This is a genomic window from Flavobacterium sp. FlaQc-30, from assembly GCF_044005885.1.
GTDB lineage: Bacteria > Bacteroidota > Bacteroidia > Flavobacteriales > Flavobacteriaceae > Flavobacterium.
This window is the reverse complement of the sequence record NZ_JBIPCO010000003.1, coordinates 344,917-362,570: the sequence shown is the minus strand read 5'-3', so window position 1 is coordinate 362,570 and position 17,654 is coordinate 344,917. Positions and strand designations below refer to the sequence as shown.

Below are 17,654 nucleotides of genomic sequence, written 5' to 3'. Positions count from 1 at the left end.
ACATTATGAAGAAAAACATTGTCCTTTTCAGCATTTTGCCTTCATTTTTACTATTATTTTCTTGTAACGATAATAAACTAACTGAAGTTGTCGAGGTTCCTCTTCCTACTAAAGAGGAAAAAATAATGATTGGATCGCCAAATGATGTAAAGGCAGATCCAGGATCATTTGAAATGACAAAACTTCCTTTTGGATATGACGGATTATCTCCTGCAATAAGATCATTGACTTTAGAAACTCATTATTCTAAACACTATTTAACGTACACAAATAATTTTAACAAAGAAATTGTGTCGACTGAGTATGAAAACATGCCAATTGCAGATATTCTAAAGAAATTAGATTTAAGCAACGCAAAACTTCGCCAGAATGCCGGAGGATATTACAATCATACTCTTTATTTCAACATCTTAACTCAAAAAGAACAAACTCCAAAAGATACTCTAGCAGGATCTATTAATAAAGAGTTTGGATCTTTTAACAACTTAACCAGTCAGTTTAAAGGACAAGCTGAAAAACAATTTGGTTCTGGATGGGTTTGGCTTGTTGTTGACAGATATGGAAAATTACAAATCACCACAACTGAAGATCAGGATAATCCATTAATGAAAAATGCATTAATTCCTGGAACACCAATTTTAGGTATTGACTTATGGGAACATGCTTATTATTTGGATTATCAAAATAGAAAAGGTAGTTATATCGATGCTTTTTACGAACATATAAACTGGGAAAAAGTAAACGAAAATTATATTGAAGCTTTGAAAAAAGTAAAAAAAGTATAACACAAAAAAGCTGATACAAAATTTGTATCAGCTTTTTTTTTATTTACAACAGAAATACACAATGTATGAAAGATATAGCTGTTCGTTTTAAAGAAAATCCTCTGCTGTCACCTTCAGATTTAACACCAAGCAGAGAAGGACTGGAAATAACCTGCCTTTTAAATCCTGGAGTATTTCAATTTCAAAATAAAATTTGGCTCCTTGTAAGAGTTGCTGAACGACCAAAACAAATGGAAAACAGCATCTCTTTTCCAATATTGACAAATAAAGGGACTATTGAAATCATTGAGATTAAAAAAGACGATCCCGAATTAATCGCAACAGATGCAAGAGTAATAAACTATAAAGGTGCTGATTATTTAACCACACTTTCACATCTTCGCTTATTATGCAGTGAAGATGGTCGCACTTTTTATGAGCCAAAAAATTCCCCATCACTGGTTGGAGAAGGCATACTGGAAACGTTTGGAATCGAAGATTGCCGCGTTGTCTTGATTGATGAAGTTTATTATTTGACTTTTACTTCTGTATCAAAAAATGGTGTTGGTGTTGGTTTACGAACTACTGTAGATTGGCAAAAATTTGAAAAACACGGTATGATATTACCCCCTCACAATAAGGACTGCGCTATTTTTGAAGAAAAAATTAACGGCTTATTTTACGCATTACACCGTCCTAGCAGCGTAGACATTGGAGGCAATTATATCTGGATAGCTTCATCTCTAGATGGTATTCACTGGGGAAATCATCATTGTATTATCAAAACTAGAAAAGAGCACTGGGACAGCAAAAGAGTTGGCGCTGGTGCTGCACCAATAAAAACCGCAAAAGGCTGGTTAGAAATTTATCATGGAGCCAATGAAAACCATCAATATTGTTTAGGTGCTTTTTTAATGGATCTTGAAGTCCCAACAAAAGTTCTCGCCAGAACAGAAGACCCAATTATGTTTCCTAAAACAAATTACGAATTAAGCGGCTTTTTTGGAAATGTTGTATTTACAAATGGTCATATTTTAGATCCCGATGGAGAAACACTGACAATCTATTACGGAGCTTCAGATGAGTTTGTCTGCGGTGCTAAATTTTCGATTACCGAAATCCTTTCGCTTTTAACGAATATCTAACAAAGCTTGTTTGAAGAATCAATTAATCACTTCAAACAAGCTTTTTTTTATATTATTGCAACTCAAAAATAAATGATTCAGAAGGCAGAATTTTAATTCTAGCCTTGCCTACTCCATTTTCTACTTTTAGCAATACAGAATTTTGCTGATACAATTGATCTGTAAGTTTATACTCCCCCTCTTTTAAATTCCATTTTGCAATGACATCCGCGGGAATTTTCAATTCGAATTCACTAGTTTTTTCTGAAGAAAAATTAGCGATAATGATTAGCTTTTGCTTCTCTGACCAGCGAAGGTAAGAATAAAGCAATTCGTCATATCCAACATTATTTTGACGATTTTCAGATTGTATTTCCTGAAAGCTTCCCATTAAAGCTGGGCTCTTTATAGAGAAATTCAATAAGCGCTTGTAAAAATCTCGTAAGTTTCTCTCTGATTCTGAAAGCTGTCCGCCGTCAAACTTACCATCATTCATCCATTTTTGATGATTTGGAACTCCGATATAATCGAAAATAGAAGTTCTCGAACGAGTACCAAAACCTGCATTTTCGTTTCCAGCCTCTCCTACTTCCTGTCCAAAATAAATCATCGTAGGCGACGTGCTTAAAGTTGTTGAAACCACCATTAAAGGTTTTCCTCTTTCTGGTGTTCCAGCAAACTCAGGCGAAGCCAAACGCTGCTCATCATGATTGTCTAAAAAGTGAAGCATATGATGCTCAATATCTGACATTCCTTTTTGAATATCTGATAATCCATCTGGAGTAGATTTTCCGCGAATAACATCTTTCAATTTATCATAAGTTTCTACTTTATCATATAAATAGTCCATTTTACCTAAACGAATATAATTTCGATATTCATTTGGATTATAAACTTCTGCTAATAAAAAAGCGTTTGGATTTTTCATTTTGATCGCTGAGTTCATATAACTCCAAAATTCATACGGAACCATTTCTGCCATATCATAACGAAAACCGTCAACACCTTTTGCTGTCCAATACATAGCAATTGATTTGAATTTTTTCCACGAATCCGGAACATCTTTATCCTGCCAAAATGCAAAATGTTCTTGATATGATTTCTGATCAAATCCAGCTGGGAGTTCAGGAAAATCTTTTGAGCCGTCAGGACGAATTCCATAATTAACCTTTACCGTTTCGTACCAGTCATTTTGATCTGGTTTTACTTTACGCGAACCATTTCCCGTCCATTTTGCAGGATTTTCATCAAAAAAACCATCAACCATAGGATTTTTTTCTCCGTTTAACGGAATATCTCCATCAGGAATTTCAAAATGTGCTTTTGGAATGTAGTAAAAGTTGTTATCTCTTTTATATTCAACATTTGTATCGTCATCGGCGCCAAAATCTCTTACTCCTTCAGGATTATTTTTTCCTTCATATTTTCTGGCAATATGATTGGGAACAATATCAATAATCAATTTTAGACCCGCTTTATGCGTTCGAGTAATTAAGTTGTCAAATTCCTGTAATCTATTTGCTGGATTTACTGCCAAATCTGGATTTACATTATAATAATCCTTAACCGCATAAGGCGATCCTGCACGACCTTTTACTACCTCGGGATCATCATTTGAAATTCCGTATGCTGTATAATCTCCTACCAAAGCATGATGAGGAACGCCAGTGTACCAAATGTAAGTAACTCCCAAATCTTTAATTTCGTTAAGTGCTTTATCAGTAAAATCATTAAACTTCCCTACTCCATTCTCTTCAATTGTTCCCCAAGGTTTATTGGTTTTATTTTTATTCCCAAACAATCGGGTAAAAACCTGATACACTACAACTTTATGTTCTTTTGAATTTTCTTCTTTTACTTCACTCATTTTTAAATCTTTTGTTTTACAGCCCGAAAACAAAATTGTTACGGCTGTTCCAACAGCAAATAATTTACTTTTTATCATATTTTTAAATCTAAGACATACTTTCTTGAACCAGAACCTTAAATCCTAATCCAAAAACTAATTCCTAAATTTAGTTTATTTTCTACAACCCAAAGAACACAAATTTTGATTTACACGTTTTAACTTCAAAAATGCATCACTACAACGTGAGAGTTAAACGTTTTGTTGATAAATTACAGGAGAAGGTTCAAAGTTGCAAAGGTTCAAAGAAGCAAAGATTTAAAATAGGTAAAAAACTTGAAATATGTTTCAAATACAAACTTTGAGCCTTTGCTTCTTTGAACCTCTAATCCTAAAAATAAACATTTATAAATTAATGCTAATAACAATATAAGGTTGTAACCTTTTTCATAAATTTGACAAAAATTTAATCACTTGAAGAAATTACTCTTTTTTATATCTTGTCTGCTTCTATTAAGTATACAATTCATTTCTGCACAAGCTTCAAAAACTGCTCAGGCACCAAAAAAAATTAACATAGAGCATTCTGATTTCTTAGATGTTGATCAAGTTTTAGTACCTGATGGAATTTTACTTACAGGAAATGTAAAGGTAAATCATGATGGCGTTGTTCTTACTTGCAACAAAGCCTACTTTTTTCAAAAAGAAAATTATCTAAAAGCCTTCGGAAATGTACAGTTGGTTCAAGGTGACACTTTGTTTCTAAACAGTAAATATGCAGAATACAGCGGAAACATCAAAAAAGCATTCGCAACAGGAAACGCTGTAATGACTTCTCCAGATGCAACTTTACAAACAGATACGATCAATTTTGACCGAAATGTTCAAGAAGTTTTTTATAATACCAAAGGTACAATCATCAACAAAGACAATACGTTAGTCAGTAAATCAGGAAAATATTTTGTTGCAGAGAAAAAATTTCAGTTTTTAACTGCAGTTACTCTTACCAACCCAAAATATGTTGTAAAATCGAATCACTTAGATTATTACAGTAATTCGGGGCACACTTATTTACTTGGACCATCGACTATAACTAGTAAAGCCAACTATATTTACACAGAAAAAGGTTTTTATGATACCAAAAAAAACCTCGCGCATTTTCTGCGAAAATCGTATATAAAATATGATGATCGACTTATAGAAGGTGATAGTTTGTATTATAATCGAAATACCGAATTTGCATCGGCAACTCGAAATGTAAAAATCACTGATTCTATAAATCGAGGTATTGTAAAAGGTCATTATGCCGAAGTTTACAAACTAAAAGACTCCATGTTTGTGACCAAAAGAGCTGTTGCGGTTAACTTTGTAGAAAATGATTCTGTATATATTCACGGTCAAAAACTAATGGTTACAGGAAAAGAAGGTGAACGTATTTTAAGAGCTTTTAAAAATGTACGTTTCTACAAAACAGACATGAGCGGTAAATGTGATTCGATACATTCTAATTCTAAAACGGCTTTAACCAAACTTATTGGAAATCCAATTTTATGGAATGGCGGCAGTCAGATTACTGGTGATATTATGCATTTAATTGGCGATAATAACACTAAAAAACTAGATTCCTTAAAAGTCCTCAACAATACTTTTCTTATTTCAAAGGATACGATAGGAACAGGCTACAATCAAGTCAAGGGACTCAATTTATTTGGAAAATTCAGAGAAGGTAAACTTCACGATGTAGATGTTATTAAAAACACCGAAGTTGTTTATTTTATGCGGAATGACGCCAATGAATTAATTGGGATCAATAAAAATGTAAGCAGTAAAATTAATTTGATTCTAGAAAATAACGCGGTAGAAACTATTACATTCTTTAACAGAGTCGACGGCGATATTTATCCTGAAGAAGATTTACCTGAAAATGCGCGTAAATTACGAGGTTTCGTCTGGCGCGGCGACGAAAGAATAAAATCAAAAGATGATATTTTTACTGCCGAAGATAATGAAATGAATGACAAACTAATAAAGCAAGGAAAAGACGAAGAAGCTAAAGAGAATGTCCCAATGAAAGTCAGGAAAGAGACACGAGATTACGACAAAAAGAAACCTGTTGCTAAAGCAAATACTACGAAAGCAAACACTAATACTAAAAAATAGTTGTTAGTCGCAGTCACAGTTTTCAGTTTCATTTCTTTTCGATAAAACTATTCATAACGTAAGCCACAATTTTAATTTTAGCAACTTTGCGAACTTTGCATTTTAATAATACCAACTTGATTTAAAACTTAGCAAACTTTGCGATCTTTGCGGTTAAATTCAGTCACAGTATCAGTTTTTAGTTTTCAGCCAACTTGAAACCTGAAACCTGAAACTTTTAAAACAAACAATAGTGAATCCAGATTTTATAAAATACCAAGCACAAACATCTCCATATCCATTAGGAATGGAAGTTTCGCACGCCGTTGGTTCCTATATTTACGATACTAGTAATAAAAAATATTTAGATTTTGTTGCCGGAGTTTCGGCTTGTACGCTGGGACACCAACATCCAAGAGTTAATCAAGCTATTAAAGACCAATTAGACAAATATTCTCATGTAATGGTTTACGGAGAATACTCACAAAGTCCTGCTGTTCAATATTGCAAATTAATGGCTTCTCTGCTTCCAGAATCTTTAAATAAAACCTATTTAGTAAATTCGGGTACAGAAGCAATTGAAGGCGCCTTAAAACTAGCCAAAAGAGTAACTGGACGAAGCCAGCTTATTTCTTGTCATAACGCATATCACGGAAACACAATGGGCTCTATGAGTGTAATGGGATTTGAAGAGCGCAAACAAGCTTTTCGCCCTTTACTTCCTGATGTAGATTTTATCACTTTTAATAACGATGCCGATTTAGAAAAAATCACAACTAGAACTGCTGCAATTTTATTAGAAACTATACAAGGCGGAGCTGGTTTTATTCAGCCCGAGAATAATTTTCTGCAAAAGGTGCGCAAGCGTTGTGATGAAGTTGGTGCAATGTTTATTGTAGATGAAATTCAGCCTGGATTTGGAAGAACCGGAAAACTTTTTGGTTTTCAAAACTATGATGTTATTCCAGATATTGTGGTAATGGGAAAAGGTATGGGAGGCGGAATGCCTGTGGGAGCATTTACAGCTTCAGCTGAAAAAATGGATCTTTTAACAGAGAATCCTAAACTTGGACACATCACTACTTTTGGAGGTCATCCTGTCATTGCGTCAGCCTGTCTTGCTACTTTGCAGGAATTAACTGAAACAAATTTAATGCAGCAAACTTTAGAGAAAGAAAAACTTTTTAGATCGCTTTTGGTACATCCTTTGATAAAAGAAGTAAGAGGAAAGGGATTAATGCTTGCCGCCATGACTGAAACGGCCGAAATAACCAATCAGGTCATTTTAAATTGTCAAGACAAAGGACTAATTTTATTCTGGCTGCTCTTTGAAGGATGCGCTATAAGAATAACACCGCCATTAACTATTTCAGAAGAAGAAATAAAAGAAGGCTGTGCCATAATTTTAAATGTTATGGATGAAATATTGAAAAAGGAACAAGTCTAATAAATAGTAAGGCTTATTTCAACAGCAATTAGAACCTGTTTGACATCTCAGTTACTAAAATAATAATCAAATAATCTTTTTGTTATCAGAAGATTATGACTAAAAACAGAAACGGAATTCTGTCCATATTGTTAATTAAATTGTTCACAACAATTAATTTTCCTTTCCCACATCAATAATATGGTTGCCTAATTTTATAACAGGCTAATTTCAAATAAAACAAAGTATGCAATTAAGCAACGAAGAAGAAGATTATAACCTATCCCTATCCAAATTTGAGTCGATGTTAAAAACTAACAAAGTACTCTTTTTTGATTCTGAAGAATTTGAAGAAATCATTCTTCATTATTTAGACATAGGCAAGGCTAATTTAGCAAAAAAGGCCTTAAAACTTGCATTAGACCAACATCCAAAATCTACAGGCTTAAAATTAGTACAAGTAGAAATGCTGGTTTATGACGACAAACTTGAAATCGCTGAAAAGCTTTTAAACGAGTTATATGCGATTGAACCTAACAACGAGGAAATTTATATCCAGAAAGCCAATATTTGTTCGAAAAGAGATCAACACGAAAAAGCGGTAGAATTACTTAAAATAGCACTGCAATATACAGATGACTATGCTGACGTGTACAACTTGATTGGAATGGAATATCTTTTTATGGATAACCTTGAAATGGCAAAAGACAGCTTTATCAAATGTCTTGAAGAAGACTTAGAAGACCAATCTGCCTTATACAACGTGGTTTATTGTTTTGAATTTTTAGATCAAAACCAAGAAGCCATTCTCTATCTTAACGAATACATTAACAAAAATCCGTACAGCGAAATCGCTTGGCATCAGCTTGGGCGTTTGCATTACGGAGTAAAAGAATACGAAAATGCAATTCGCGCTTTTGATTATGCAACCCTTATAGACGATGAGTTTTTAGGTGCATTTATGGAAAAAGCCAAAGCTTACGAGCGTCTAAAAAAATACAATGAAGCGATAGAAAGCTATAATCGTACAATCGAATTAGACGACGCTACTTCTTATGCCTTACTGCGTATTGGAAAATGCTACGAAAAGCTTGGAAATTCGATAAAAGCGTTACAATATTACAATCAAACTGTACACGAAGATCCTCTTTTAGATAAAGGATGGATTGCCATTACAGATTTTTATGTTCGCCAAAAGAACTTTCAAAAAGCGTTGTTTTTTGTCAATAAAGCTTTAGCAATCGATAATCAAAATCGTTTGTACTGGAAGCGTTATGCAACCATAAACAAACAAATGAACTTTTTTGAAGAAGCTGAATTTGGTTATAGAAAAGCAGTCGAATTTGGTGATCATGCTTTAGATACCTGGTTGTTTTGGGTTGATATTCTTCAGTTTTTAGGAGAATTTGACAGCGCAATACAAACTTTATTACAAGCTTCTGAATATTTCCCAGAAGAAAATGAAATCGAATATCGTTTGGCAGGATTGTACTTTATGATTCAGGATAACACAAAAGCAAAATTTCATTTAAGCAATGGATTACGCTTAAACTTCGATAATTATATTTTAATCGAAGATTTATTTCCAGTAGTTTGGACAAAAAAAACAGTTAAAAATTATATCGAAAAACACAGAAAACAATAATGATTGGTATTTTAAAAAGACGTTTTGGCTTACTAGGTCGTAATATTAGTTACTCATTTTCAAAAGGTTATTTCACAGAGAAATTCAACGATGAAGTTTTTGCAGGTAACACCTATGAAAATTTTGATATTTCTGAAATTGAACATTTCAAAGGATTAATCAAGAATAATCCTGATTTAAAAGGACTAAATGTAACAATTCCTTACAAAGAGCAAGTCATTCCCTTTTTAGATAAACTTTCAAAAAAAGCAGCTCTAATTGGCGCTGTAAACACGATTAAATTTACTAAAAAAGGCAAACTAAAAGGATACAATACTGATTATTACGGTTTTAAAAAATCGTTAAAGCCTTTATTAGAACCACATCATAAAAAAGCACTTATTCTAGGCACAGGCGGCGCATCAAAAGGCGTTGCCTTTGCTCTAGACGAACTTGATATTCCGTATATTTTTGTTTCTAGAGAAGCAAAAGAAAATATCATTGATTATAATTTAATCAACGCTACTACTTTTGATAATTTCAAAATCATTATCAATTGTACGCCAGTAGGTACAAGTCCAAATATAGAAGCTTGTCCAGATCTTCCGTACGAGTTTTTTACAGACAAGCATATTGCTTATGACTTAATTTACAATCCAGCAGAAACTCAATTCTTAAAAAATGCAAAAGAAAGAGGAGCTGTAATAAAAAACGGATACGATATGCTTATTTTTCAGGCAGAAAAAGCTTGGAAAATATGGAACAAGTAATATGCACCTAAAATAAAATAGTAACGTATTTTTTCATAAATTAGACTACTCATTAATAAGTAGTTATGAAAAAATCGCCACTATTTTTTTTTATATGCTTTTTGATTACTCTTTCTGCAGAGGCACAGGACTCTAGTGATATCGACATAAATTCATCAAACCTTTATTCAGAAGCCCGATATCATTACTATCTAAAAACAATTTTACTTTTTAATGAATATTTAGATACAGACAATGGCTCGTTTAATACAACTGAACTTCGATTCTTACATCCAATTGGAAACAAAGCTTGGAATTTAAGAGTCGATCTTCCGTTAGTTTCTTCAAACACTTCCTCAATCAATAAAACTGGAATTGGAGATATTGGTGTTGGCGTCAGTTATATTCCTTACTTAGAACAAAAAAATGGAGGTATTGCTTTTCGTGCAAGAGTGCTTTCAAATTCAGCGGCCGATCCAGCTTTAGGATCTGGAAAATGGATATTTGCTCCTGCAGTATTTTTCGGAAAATATCTAATCCCTAATAGACTTCTATGGATTACCTCATTAGAAAATCAAAGTAGTTTTGCAGGATCCAGCAATAGAAATGACATTAATACCACTGCATTCGAAAACTACTTTATGTACATTATTGGCAAAAACTGGATTGCCGCCGACGCTGCTTTTAGATACAACGCCATAAACAAAGGTTTTCCTAATAATGCTTTTGTTGAGTTTGGTAGAAAAATCACTAAAAATGATATGGCGTATATTCATCCAAGCGTTGCTTTTGGTAGTCATAAAACCTACAACTTTGGCATTGAAGTCGGGATGTTGATTCTGTTTTAAAAAATTTCTATAAAAGATTATTTAACGATCTCTCCTATTCTCCATTCTTATAATAAAAGTAATACTCCTCAATAGAAATGCAAATTTTCAAGCTTTTTTCTTAAAAGGATATCTATTCTCAATTTAAATTTACTTCAAAAAAAAATCTAAAAAACAGATATCATATTTCCAAACATCTTCATTAAATAAGAATTTCATCGTAAAATAGCGTATAAACAAACGATTTATTTTGTATTTAGAAACACCTTTACTATCTTTCGCACTGTTAAAGTAAAAACCTTATACATTTAAAATGTTAGAAGAAAAGAATGATAACCTGCAAGAAGCAGACGGAAAATTAGAAATCGATACTACTGATTCTACACAAAACGATACTATAGAAACTCCCGTTTCTGAAACAGTATCTGAAAATTCAATTTCGAATACTGAAATTGAAGAAGAAAAAAATGTAGAAACTGAAGAGACAGATCATCAAAATGCGTTGGATGCCATCACAAATTCTAATGCTGAAGAAAGTGAAGACGAAACGCTGAAAGAGCGTCATGATATTCCTATGAAGGATTATCACACGTTTACATTAGACGCCCTTGTTGACGAGTTAAAGAAACTGGTAAGTATAGACAAAGTAATGTCTGTAAAAGACCATATTGAAGAAATAAAGAAATCATTTTTACTACAATACAATCATCTTATAGAAGAGAAAAAAGAAGAGTTTAACGCTTCAAAAGAAGATCCAAACGAAGAGTTTGAATATCATTCTCCTTTGAAATCTAAATTTGATGAATATTATAATGTTTTTAGAGAGAAAAGAAATGCTCACTTTAAACATTTGCAAAGCAACTTAAAATCAAACTTAGACAATCGTCTTGCGATTGTAGAAGAACTAAAAGAGCTGATAAATCCGCAGGAAAACATAAAAGATACTCTTAAACATTTTAATGATTTAAGAGAAAGATGGAAAAATGCTGGAGCGATTCCTAAAGACAAATACAATCACGTTTGGAACAACTACCATTTTCATGTAGAAAATTTTTATGATTATCTGCATTTAGATCGTGAAGCAAGAGACTTAGACTTTAAACACAATTTAGAGCAAAAGCAAAAAATTATTGCAAGAGTTGAAGAACTTGTAAACGAAAGCGACATAAGCAAGGCTTTCCGTGAATTACAAGATTTACACAGACTTTGGAAAGAAGACATTGGTCCTGTTTCTAAGGAACACCGTGATACTATTTGGAATAAGTTTAGTGAACTGACAAAAAAGATTCATGACAAAAGAGAACTTTTGTTTGAAAGTCAGCGTGCAAACGAACACAACAATCTCGAAGTAAAAAAAGAAATCATTGCAAAGATTGAAGTTCTAGGAACTGAAAAAGTAAATTCACATTCGCAATGGCTGGTACAAATTCAAAAAGTTGAAACGCTTAGAAATGAGTTTTTCGCAGCAGGAAAAGTACCATCAGAAGTAAATGAAGAGACTTGGGCTGCATTCAAAACTGCCGTTAGAAACTTTAATGCATTTAAAAATTCGTTTTATAAAGACATTAAAAAAGATCAAAACGACAATTTGAATAAAAAAATGGCTCTTGTCGCTAAAGCTAAAGAATTACAGGAAAGTGTTGACTTTAATGCAACTACTCCAATCATGAAACAAATTCAAGAAGAATGGAAACAGATTGGTCACGTTCCTAAAAAATATTCAGACAAAATCTGGAAAGAATTTAAAGATGCCTGCAATCATTATTTTGACAAACTAAAAGAACATAAATCAGAAGAAAACGGTGACGAAGTTGCTGCTTTTGACAACAAAAAAGCCTACTTAGATATTCTTCGTACTTATCAGTTGACAGGAGATCATAAAACTGATTTAGATGCGATTAAAAAACATATTGAAATTTGGAAAGGTTACGGAAAAGTTCCATTTTCAAGACGTCATATTGAAGGAAAATTCAACAAAATCCTTGATGCTCTTTTTGAAAAATTAAGCTTAAGCAAAAAGGAAACTGAAATGATTCGTTTTTCTAATCGAATTGATTCATTGAGCGACAGTAACGACACTCGCAAATTAGACAATGAAAAGATTTTCTTGATGCGAAAAATTGAAGAGGTACAAAATGAAATTTTCCAATTAGAAAATAATATTCAGTTTTTTGCGAATACTAAAAATGCTAAAAAAGAGAATTCGATTGTTCTTGAAGTTCGCAAAAACATAGCGATTCACAAAGAAAGTCTAGACGTTTGGAAAGATAAATTGAAACAATTAAGAAACTTAGGTCAAGAATAACGTTTTAAGTTTAAACAATAAAAAAAGGTGTAATGATTTATTCGTTACACCTTTTTTATGTTATAACGTTTTTTTTCACCGCAAAGCACGCAAAGTTTTTATATGCAAACTTGCTATAAACACACAAAATTTACAAAGCTGATTCAATACGAAACTTTGCAAATTTTGTATTTTTCTAACCGCAATGTAAAACAAAAATCTTAGCGTGCTTTGAGGTAAAATTAGCCCCAACCTTAATCTCATTTCAACCCGAAATTTAACATTCTCATCAAACTTAGTAAAACCGTTCTAAAAAATAATGTTTATATTTGATAATCAACCAAGTAACCACACTAGTATTAATTCTAATAACAACAGAAAATGAAATTTACAAGAAAAGCAAATGCCAACTGGCAAGGAACCGGTATGGAAGGAAAAGGAACCATAAGTACACAAAGCACAACTTTAGACAAAGCTCAACTCTCTTTTAAGACTAGATTTGCAGATGGTGTTGGTACAAATCCTGAAGAATTAGTCGCTGCAGCTCATTCAGGCTGTTTTACGATGCAATTAAGTTTTTTACTTAACGAGGCAGGTTTTACTGCCGATGATTTATCTACAGAAGCGACAGTGACTTTTGAAGACGGCTCTATTACTTTAATTCATTTGGACTTAAAAGGAAAAGTTCCTGAAATTTCTGCAGAAGAGTTTGAAAAAACAGCCGCAAAAGCAAAAGAAATCTGTCCGATTTCTAAACTCTTAAACACAACAATTACTCTTTCAGCGGTACTAGTAAATTAAGCTGAAAACAAAGCATAAAAAAACCATCAGCCGCGGCTGATGGTTTTTTCTTTATATAACGAATAAAGCTATTAGTTCATTGTCGCTTTTAAAGCTTTTGCTTCAGCAGTCATTTCTAACGCTTTGTAAACTCCTAATAATGTTTTAGAAACATCTTCGTTTTTAGGATCTAACTCGTTTGCTTTTTTAAGGTAAGGAATTACTCCTTTGAAAACTTGCTCTCTTTGTGCTTTTAAAACATCGTAACGTTTCATATCTTTTGCAGAAGTTCCCAATTTATTCATCTCATCAATAATTGGTCTTTCAGCTTCTAATTTTAATGCAGCAAGGTTAAGATATGCATTAGTATAACTAGGATTGATTTCGATAGCTTTTAAGTAATATTTCTCAGCATCAGCAGTATTCTTTGCATTTGCACTTAATACACCTAAATTAAAAACTAAATCAGCATTGTTTGGTTCTTTTTCTAAAGCTTCACCAACCAATTTTTTATACATATCGAAATCTTTAGTTTCTAGGTATAAGTTTGCTTCTGTCAAAATCAAAGAAGTATCTTCTGGATTTGTTTTTCTAGCGTCAGAAATCGCTTTCTTAGCATCTTCAGTACGTCCTTTTTGAACTAAAATCAACGCTAAGTTTTTATAAATTTCACCTCTTTTTGAAGGAATAGTTTCTGTTTTAGGTTTTTCGTGAGTTCCTAACTTTACAGCTAAATCTCTTTCTTTTGCATTGTTAAAACCATCTTCACTGCCGTTTGCTTTATTTACCGCAGTATACATCGTTCCTTTCCCTGAATAGTTTAATTTTTTCAACTCTTCATACATTGGAAGTGCACTATCAAAATCTTGAGCATTTACAGCTGTCGAAGCTGCATAATACAAATTGATAGTATCATTTTTATCTAACAAATACGCTTCATATAATTTTTTAGCTCCTTCAGCACTTTTGTTAGATTGAGTATCAGCAATTGCAGAATTAATCAATTTACCTTTAATTTCAGTAATCGATGCTGCTCCCTGAGTTGAATACTTTTGTTTTCCAGATGCCTTTTCAACTTCAATTAATTTCTTATAGCTGTCAGCAGCTGCAGATAAGTTTTTACTTTCTTCAACTTTTTTGTTTGCTAACTCTAAAAAAGCATTTCCTTGTACAAAATAGTACTGAGCCTGCTCAACATCTTTAGCATTAGCGATCAAGTTTTGAGCATCTTTTAATATCGTGATCGCTCCTTGAGCATCACCGCCTTTTAATGCCTTCTCAGCATTTTTAATTTGATCTTTTTGAGCAAAAGTAGCTACTGAAATCAGTAGAGCTGATGCAAGTATTACATATTTACTTTTCATAATGTTCAATTTGTATATTTAATTTTATTTTAGTGGTTTATAATTATTCTTCTGATTCTTCTTCCTCTGAATCGTCTTCGTCTTCAATTTCTTCTTCAGAATCATCATCATCGTCATCTTCTACAACACCGTCGTCTTCAAGAACTTCTAAGTCTGGTTTAACTCTTTCGATTGCATTTTCAATAACGTTGCCATCTTCATCTACAACAACTTCTTCAGCATCATCTTTCATTACTTTTGTAACCGCAGCGATAGAATCTTTTCCTTTAAGGTTAATCAATCTCACACCTTGAGTTGCACGTCCCATAACACGTAAATCCTCAATCGCCATTCTAATAGTTAATCCAGATTTATTAATAATCATTAAATCATCTGCATCTGTTACAGCACTAATTGAGATAAGTTTCCCTGTTTTCTCAGTGATATTAAGAGTTTTAACTCCTTTACCTCCACGGTTTGTAATTCTATAAACATCTTCACCATCTTCATCTACTAATTTGGTACGTTTTCCGTATCCATTTTCAGTTACAACAAGAATTTGCGAATCGTTTACATCATTTTTAGCAACAGTAACCATACCAATTACTTCATCAGTTTCATCTTTTAAAGTAATTCCACGAACTCCTGAGGCTGTTCTTCCCATCGGACGTGTTTTTGTTTCTTCAAAACGAACTAGTTTACCTGATTTTACTGCTAAAATAATTTGGCTTTCTCCATCAGTTAATTTCGCTTCAAGTAACTCATCTCCTTCTTTAATTGTAATAGCGGCAACACCATTTGCACGAGGTTTAGAATATTTCTCTAAAGAAGTTTTCTTAACCTGTCCTTGTTTAGTAACCATTACAAGATTATGAGTATTGATATAATCTTTGTCTTTTAAGTCTTGTGTACAAATGAAAGCTTTTACTTTATCATCGCTTTCGATATTCACTAAATTCTGAATTGCTCTTCCTTTAGCCGTTTTACTTCCTTCTGGAATTTCGTAAACACGCATCCAGAAACATTTTCCTTTTTGCGTAAAGAACATCATATATTGGTGGTTTGTTGCAACGAACATATGCTCAAGGAAGTCTTGATCTCTTGTTCCTGCGCTTTTTTGACCAACTCCACCTCTATTTTGAGTTTTGTATTCAGTAAGATTTGTACGTTTGATGTAACCAGCGTGAGAAATAGTAATTACTACATTTTCATCGGCAATTAAATCCTCGATACTTACGTCTCCACCTGAATATTCAATTTGAGAACGACGATCATCACCATATTTATCGCGAATTTCCTCAAGTTCTTCTTTAATCAAATTCGTTCTTAAATTAACATCTGCTAATAAAGCTTTCAAATGCTCGATTAATTTCATTAATTCTTCAAACTCAGCTCTTAATTTATCTTGCTCCAGACCTGTTAACTGACGTAAACGCATCTCAACAATAGCACGAGCTTGAATATCTGACAAACTAAATCTTTCGATTAATTTATCACGAGCTTCTTCTGTATTTTTAGAGCCTCTAATAATTGCAATTACTTCATCAATATTATCCGAAGCAATAATTAAGCCTTCTAATATATGAGCTCTTTCTTCTGCTTTACGTAATTCAAACTGTGTTCTTCTAACTACCACATCATGACGGTGCTCAATAAAGTAGTGAATCATATCTTTTAGATTCAATAATTGAGGACGTCCTTTAACCAATGCAATATTATTTACACTGAAAGAAGATTGTAATGAAGTATACTTATATAAGGTATTTAAAACTACGTTTGGTGTAGCATCACGTTTCAAAATATAAACGATACGCATACCATTTCTATCAGACTCGTCACGGATATTTGCGATACCTTCGATCTTTTTCTCGTTAACCAAATCAGCCGTACGTTTAATCATCTCGGCTTTGTTAACTTGATAAGGTATTTCAGTAACAATAATAGACTCTCTTCCATCCACTTCTTCAAAACCAACTTTGGCACGCATTACAATACGTCCTCTACCTGTTTTAAAAGCTTCACGAACTCCTTCATAACCATATATTACACCTCCAGTTGGAAAATCAGGAGCTTTAATATGCGTCATTAATTCATCTACTTCAATATCATTATTATCAAGGTATGCTAAAGTACCATTAATAACTTCTGTTAAATTGTGCGGCGGCATATTTGTCGCCATACCAACTGCAATACCTGTTGCTCCGTTTACTAATAAAGTAGGAACTCTTGTAGGCATTACTTTTGGTTCATATAATGTATCGTCAAAGTTTAATTGAAAATCAACCGTTTCTTTTTCGATATCTGCCATAATTTCTTCAGAAATCTTGCGCATTCTGGCCTCAGTATAACGCATCGCTGCCGGGCTGTCTCCATCTACAGATCCAAAGTTACCTTGACCATCCACTAATAAATAACGCATACTCCATTCTTGAGCCATACGCACCATTGCATCATATACCGAAGTATCTCCGTGCGGATGATACTTACCCAGAACCTCTCCTACAATTCTCGCAGATTTTTTGTGGGCTGATCTTGAAGTCACACCTAAATCATACATTCCGTAAAGAACTCTTCGATGCACTGGTTTCAAGCCATCTCTAACATCCGGAAGCGCTCTCGATACAATTACTGACATCGAATAATCGATGTAAGCTGATTTCATTTCATCTTCAATGTTAATAGGAATTAACTTTTCTCCTTCAGACATAAGTTGTTATGTTTAAATAATTATATTAGTTTCAAAGCGTG

At 33.1% G+C, this 17,654-nt stretch carries 12 protein-coding genes; 9 read left to right on the top strand and 3 right to left on the bottom strand.

Annotated elements, in window-relative coordinates; genetic code table 11:
* Window positions 1–5: 5 nt before the first annotated feature.
* Both ACHRV0_RS09630 and ACHRV0_RS09625 read left to right on the top strand, forming a co-directional pair.
* Window positions 6–785, top strand: coding sequence for a superoxide dismutase (locus ACHRV0_RS09630; protein WP_089058143.1), 780 nt, complete (start codon window positions 6–8; stop codon window positions 783–785).
* Between the two features lie 65 nt (window positions 786–850).
* Window positions 851–1,909 (top strand): glycoside hydrolase family 130 protein, encoded by a 1,059-nt coding sequence (locus ACHRV0_RS09625; RefSeq protein ID WP_395440704.1) that lies wholly within the window; start codon window positions 851–853, stop codon window positions 1,907–1,909.
* Between the two features lie 52 nt (window positions 1,910–1,961).
* On the opposite strand, the gene ACHRV0_RS09620 is transcribed toward ACHRV0_RS09625, so the two are convergent.
* Entirely contained in the window at window positions 1,962–3,833 is a 1,872-nt protein-coding gene (locus tag ACHRV0_RS09620; protein WP_395440703.1) for an alpha-amylase family glycosyl hydrolase, read from the bottom strand.
* A gap of 375 nt (window positions 3,834–4,208) precedes the next feature.
* Here ACHRV0_RS09620 and ACHRV0_RS09615 point away from each other — a divergent pair, with 375 nt between their 5' ends.
* From ACHRV0_RS09615 to ACHRV0_RS09585, 7 genes are all read left to right on the top strand, one after another.
* Window positions 4,209–5,894, top strand: a complete 1,686-nt coding sequence (locus ACHRV0_RS09615) for an OstA-like protein (protein ID WP_395440702.1) — start codon at window positions 4,209–4,211, stop codon at window positions 5,892–5,894.
* Window positions 5,895–6,126: 232 nt separating this feature from the next.
* Window positions 6,127–7,320 carry an aspartate aminotransferase family protein gene (locus ACHRV0_RS09610; RefSeq protein ID WP_395440701.1) on the top strand — a complete coding sequence of 398 codons (1,194 nt, stop codon included), beginning with the start codon at window positions 6,127–6,129 and terminating at the stop codon, window positions 7,318–7,320.
* A 226-nt stretch (window positions 7,321–7,546) separates the two neighbouring features.
* Window positions 7,547–8,944, top strand: coding sequence for a tetratricopeptide repeat protein (locus ACHRV0_RS09605; protein WP_395440700.1), 1,398 nt, complete (start codon window positions 7,547–7,549; stop codon window positions 8,942–8,944).
* On the top strand, window positions 8,944–9,693 hold the full coding sequence (locus ACHRV0_RS09600) for a shikimate dehydrogenase family protein (RefSeq protein ID WP_395440699.1): 750 nt from the start codon (window positions 8,944–8,946) through the stop codon (window positions 9,691–9,693). Before ACHRV0_RS09605 ends, ACHRV0_RS09600 begins: the two co-directional genes overlap by 1 nt.
* Window positions 9,694–9,758: 65 nt before the next feature.
* On the top strand, window positions 9,759–10,520 hold the full coding sequence (locus ACHRV0_RS09595; RefSeq protein ID WP_395440698.1) for a lipid A phosphoethanolamine transferase: 762 nt from the start codon (window positions 9,759–9,761) through the stop codon (window positions 10,518–10,520).
* Between the two features lie 292 nt (window positions 10,521–10,812).
* Window positions 10,813–12,804 carry a DUF349 domain-containing protein gene (locus ACHRV0_RS09590; protein WP_129024438.1) on the top strand — a complete coding sequence of 664 codons (1,992 nt, stop codon included), beginning with the start codon at window positions 10,813–10,815 and terminating at the stop codon, window positions 12,802–12,804.
* A 360-nt stretch (window positions 12,805–13,164) separates the two neighbouring features.
* Entirely contained in the window at window positions 13,165–13,584 is a 420-nt protein-coding gene (locus tag ACHRV0_RS09585; RefSeq protein WP_129024437.1) for an OsmC family protein, read from the top strand.
* Between the two features lie 71 nt (window positions 13,585–13,655).
* Here ACHRV0_RS09585 and ACHRV0_RS09580 read toward each other — a convergent pair whose 3' ends face one another.
* Entirely contained in the window at window positions 13,656–14,927 is a 1,272-nt protein-coding gene (locus ACHRV0_RS09580) for a tetratricopeptide repeat protein (protein ID WP_395440697.1), read from the bottom strand.
* A 43-nt stretch (window positions 14,928–14,970) separates the two neighbouring features.
* Window positions 14,971–17,613 (bottom strand): DNA gyrase subunit A, encoded by a 2,643-nt coding sequence (gene gyrA / locus ACHRV0_RS09575; RefSeq protein WP_129056063.1) that lies wholly within the window; start codon window positions 17,611–17,613, stop codon window positions 14,971–14,973.
* Window positions 17,614–17,654: the final 41 nt, after the last annotated feature.

Coding starts and splice junctions, on each gene's coding strand:
- ACHRV0_RS09595 (WP_395440698.1), top strand. CDS start 9,759: ATGAAAAAATCGCCACTATTTTTTTTTATATGCTTTTTGATTACTCTT.
- ACHRV0_RS09580 (WP_395440697.1), bottom strand. CDS start 14,927: ATGAAAAGTAAATATGTAATACTTGCATCAGCTCTACTGATTTCAGTA.
- ACHRV0_RS09620 (WP_395440703.1), bottom strand. CDS start 3,833: ATGATAAAAAGTAAATTATTTGCTGTTGGAACAGCCGTAACAATTTTG.
- ACHRV0_RS09630 (WP_089058143.1), top strand. CDS start 6: ATGAAGAAAAACATTGTCCTTTTCAGCATTTTGCCTTCATTTTTACTA.
- ACHRV0_RS09605 (WP_395440700.1), top strand. CDS start 7,547: ATGCAATTAAGCAACGAAGAAGAAGATTATAACCTATCCCTATCCAAA.
- gyrA (WP_129056063.1), bottom strand. CDS start 17,613: ATGTCTGAAGGAGAAAAGTTAATTCCTATTAACATTGAAGATGAAATG.
- ACHRV0_RS09585 (WP_129024437.1), top strand. CDS start 13,165: ATGAAATTTACAAGAAAAGCAAATGCCAACTGGCAAGGAACCGGTATG.
- ACHRV0_RS09625 (WP_395440704.1), top strand. CDS start 851: ATGAAAGATATAGCTGTTCGTTTTAAAGAAAATCCTCTGCTGTCACCT.
- ACHRV0_RS09590 (WP_129024438.1), top strand. CDS start 10,813: ATGTTAGAAGAAAAGAATGATAACCTGCAAGAAGCAGACGGAAAATTA.
- ACHRV0_RS09600 (WP_395440699.1), top strand. CDS start 8,944: ATGATTGGTATTTTAAAAAGACGTTTTGGCTTACTAGGTCGTAATATT.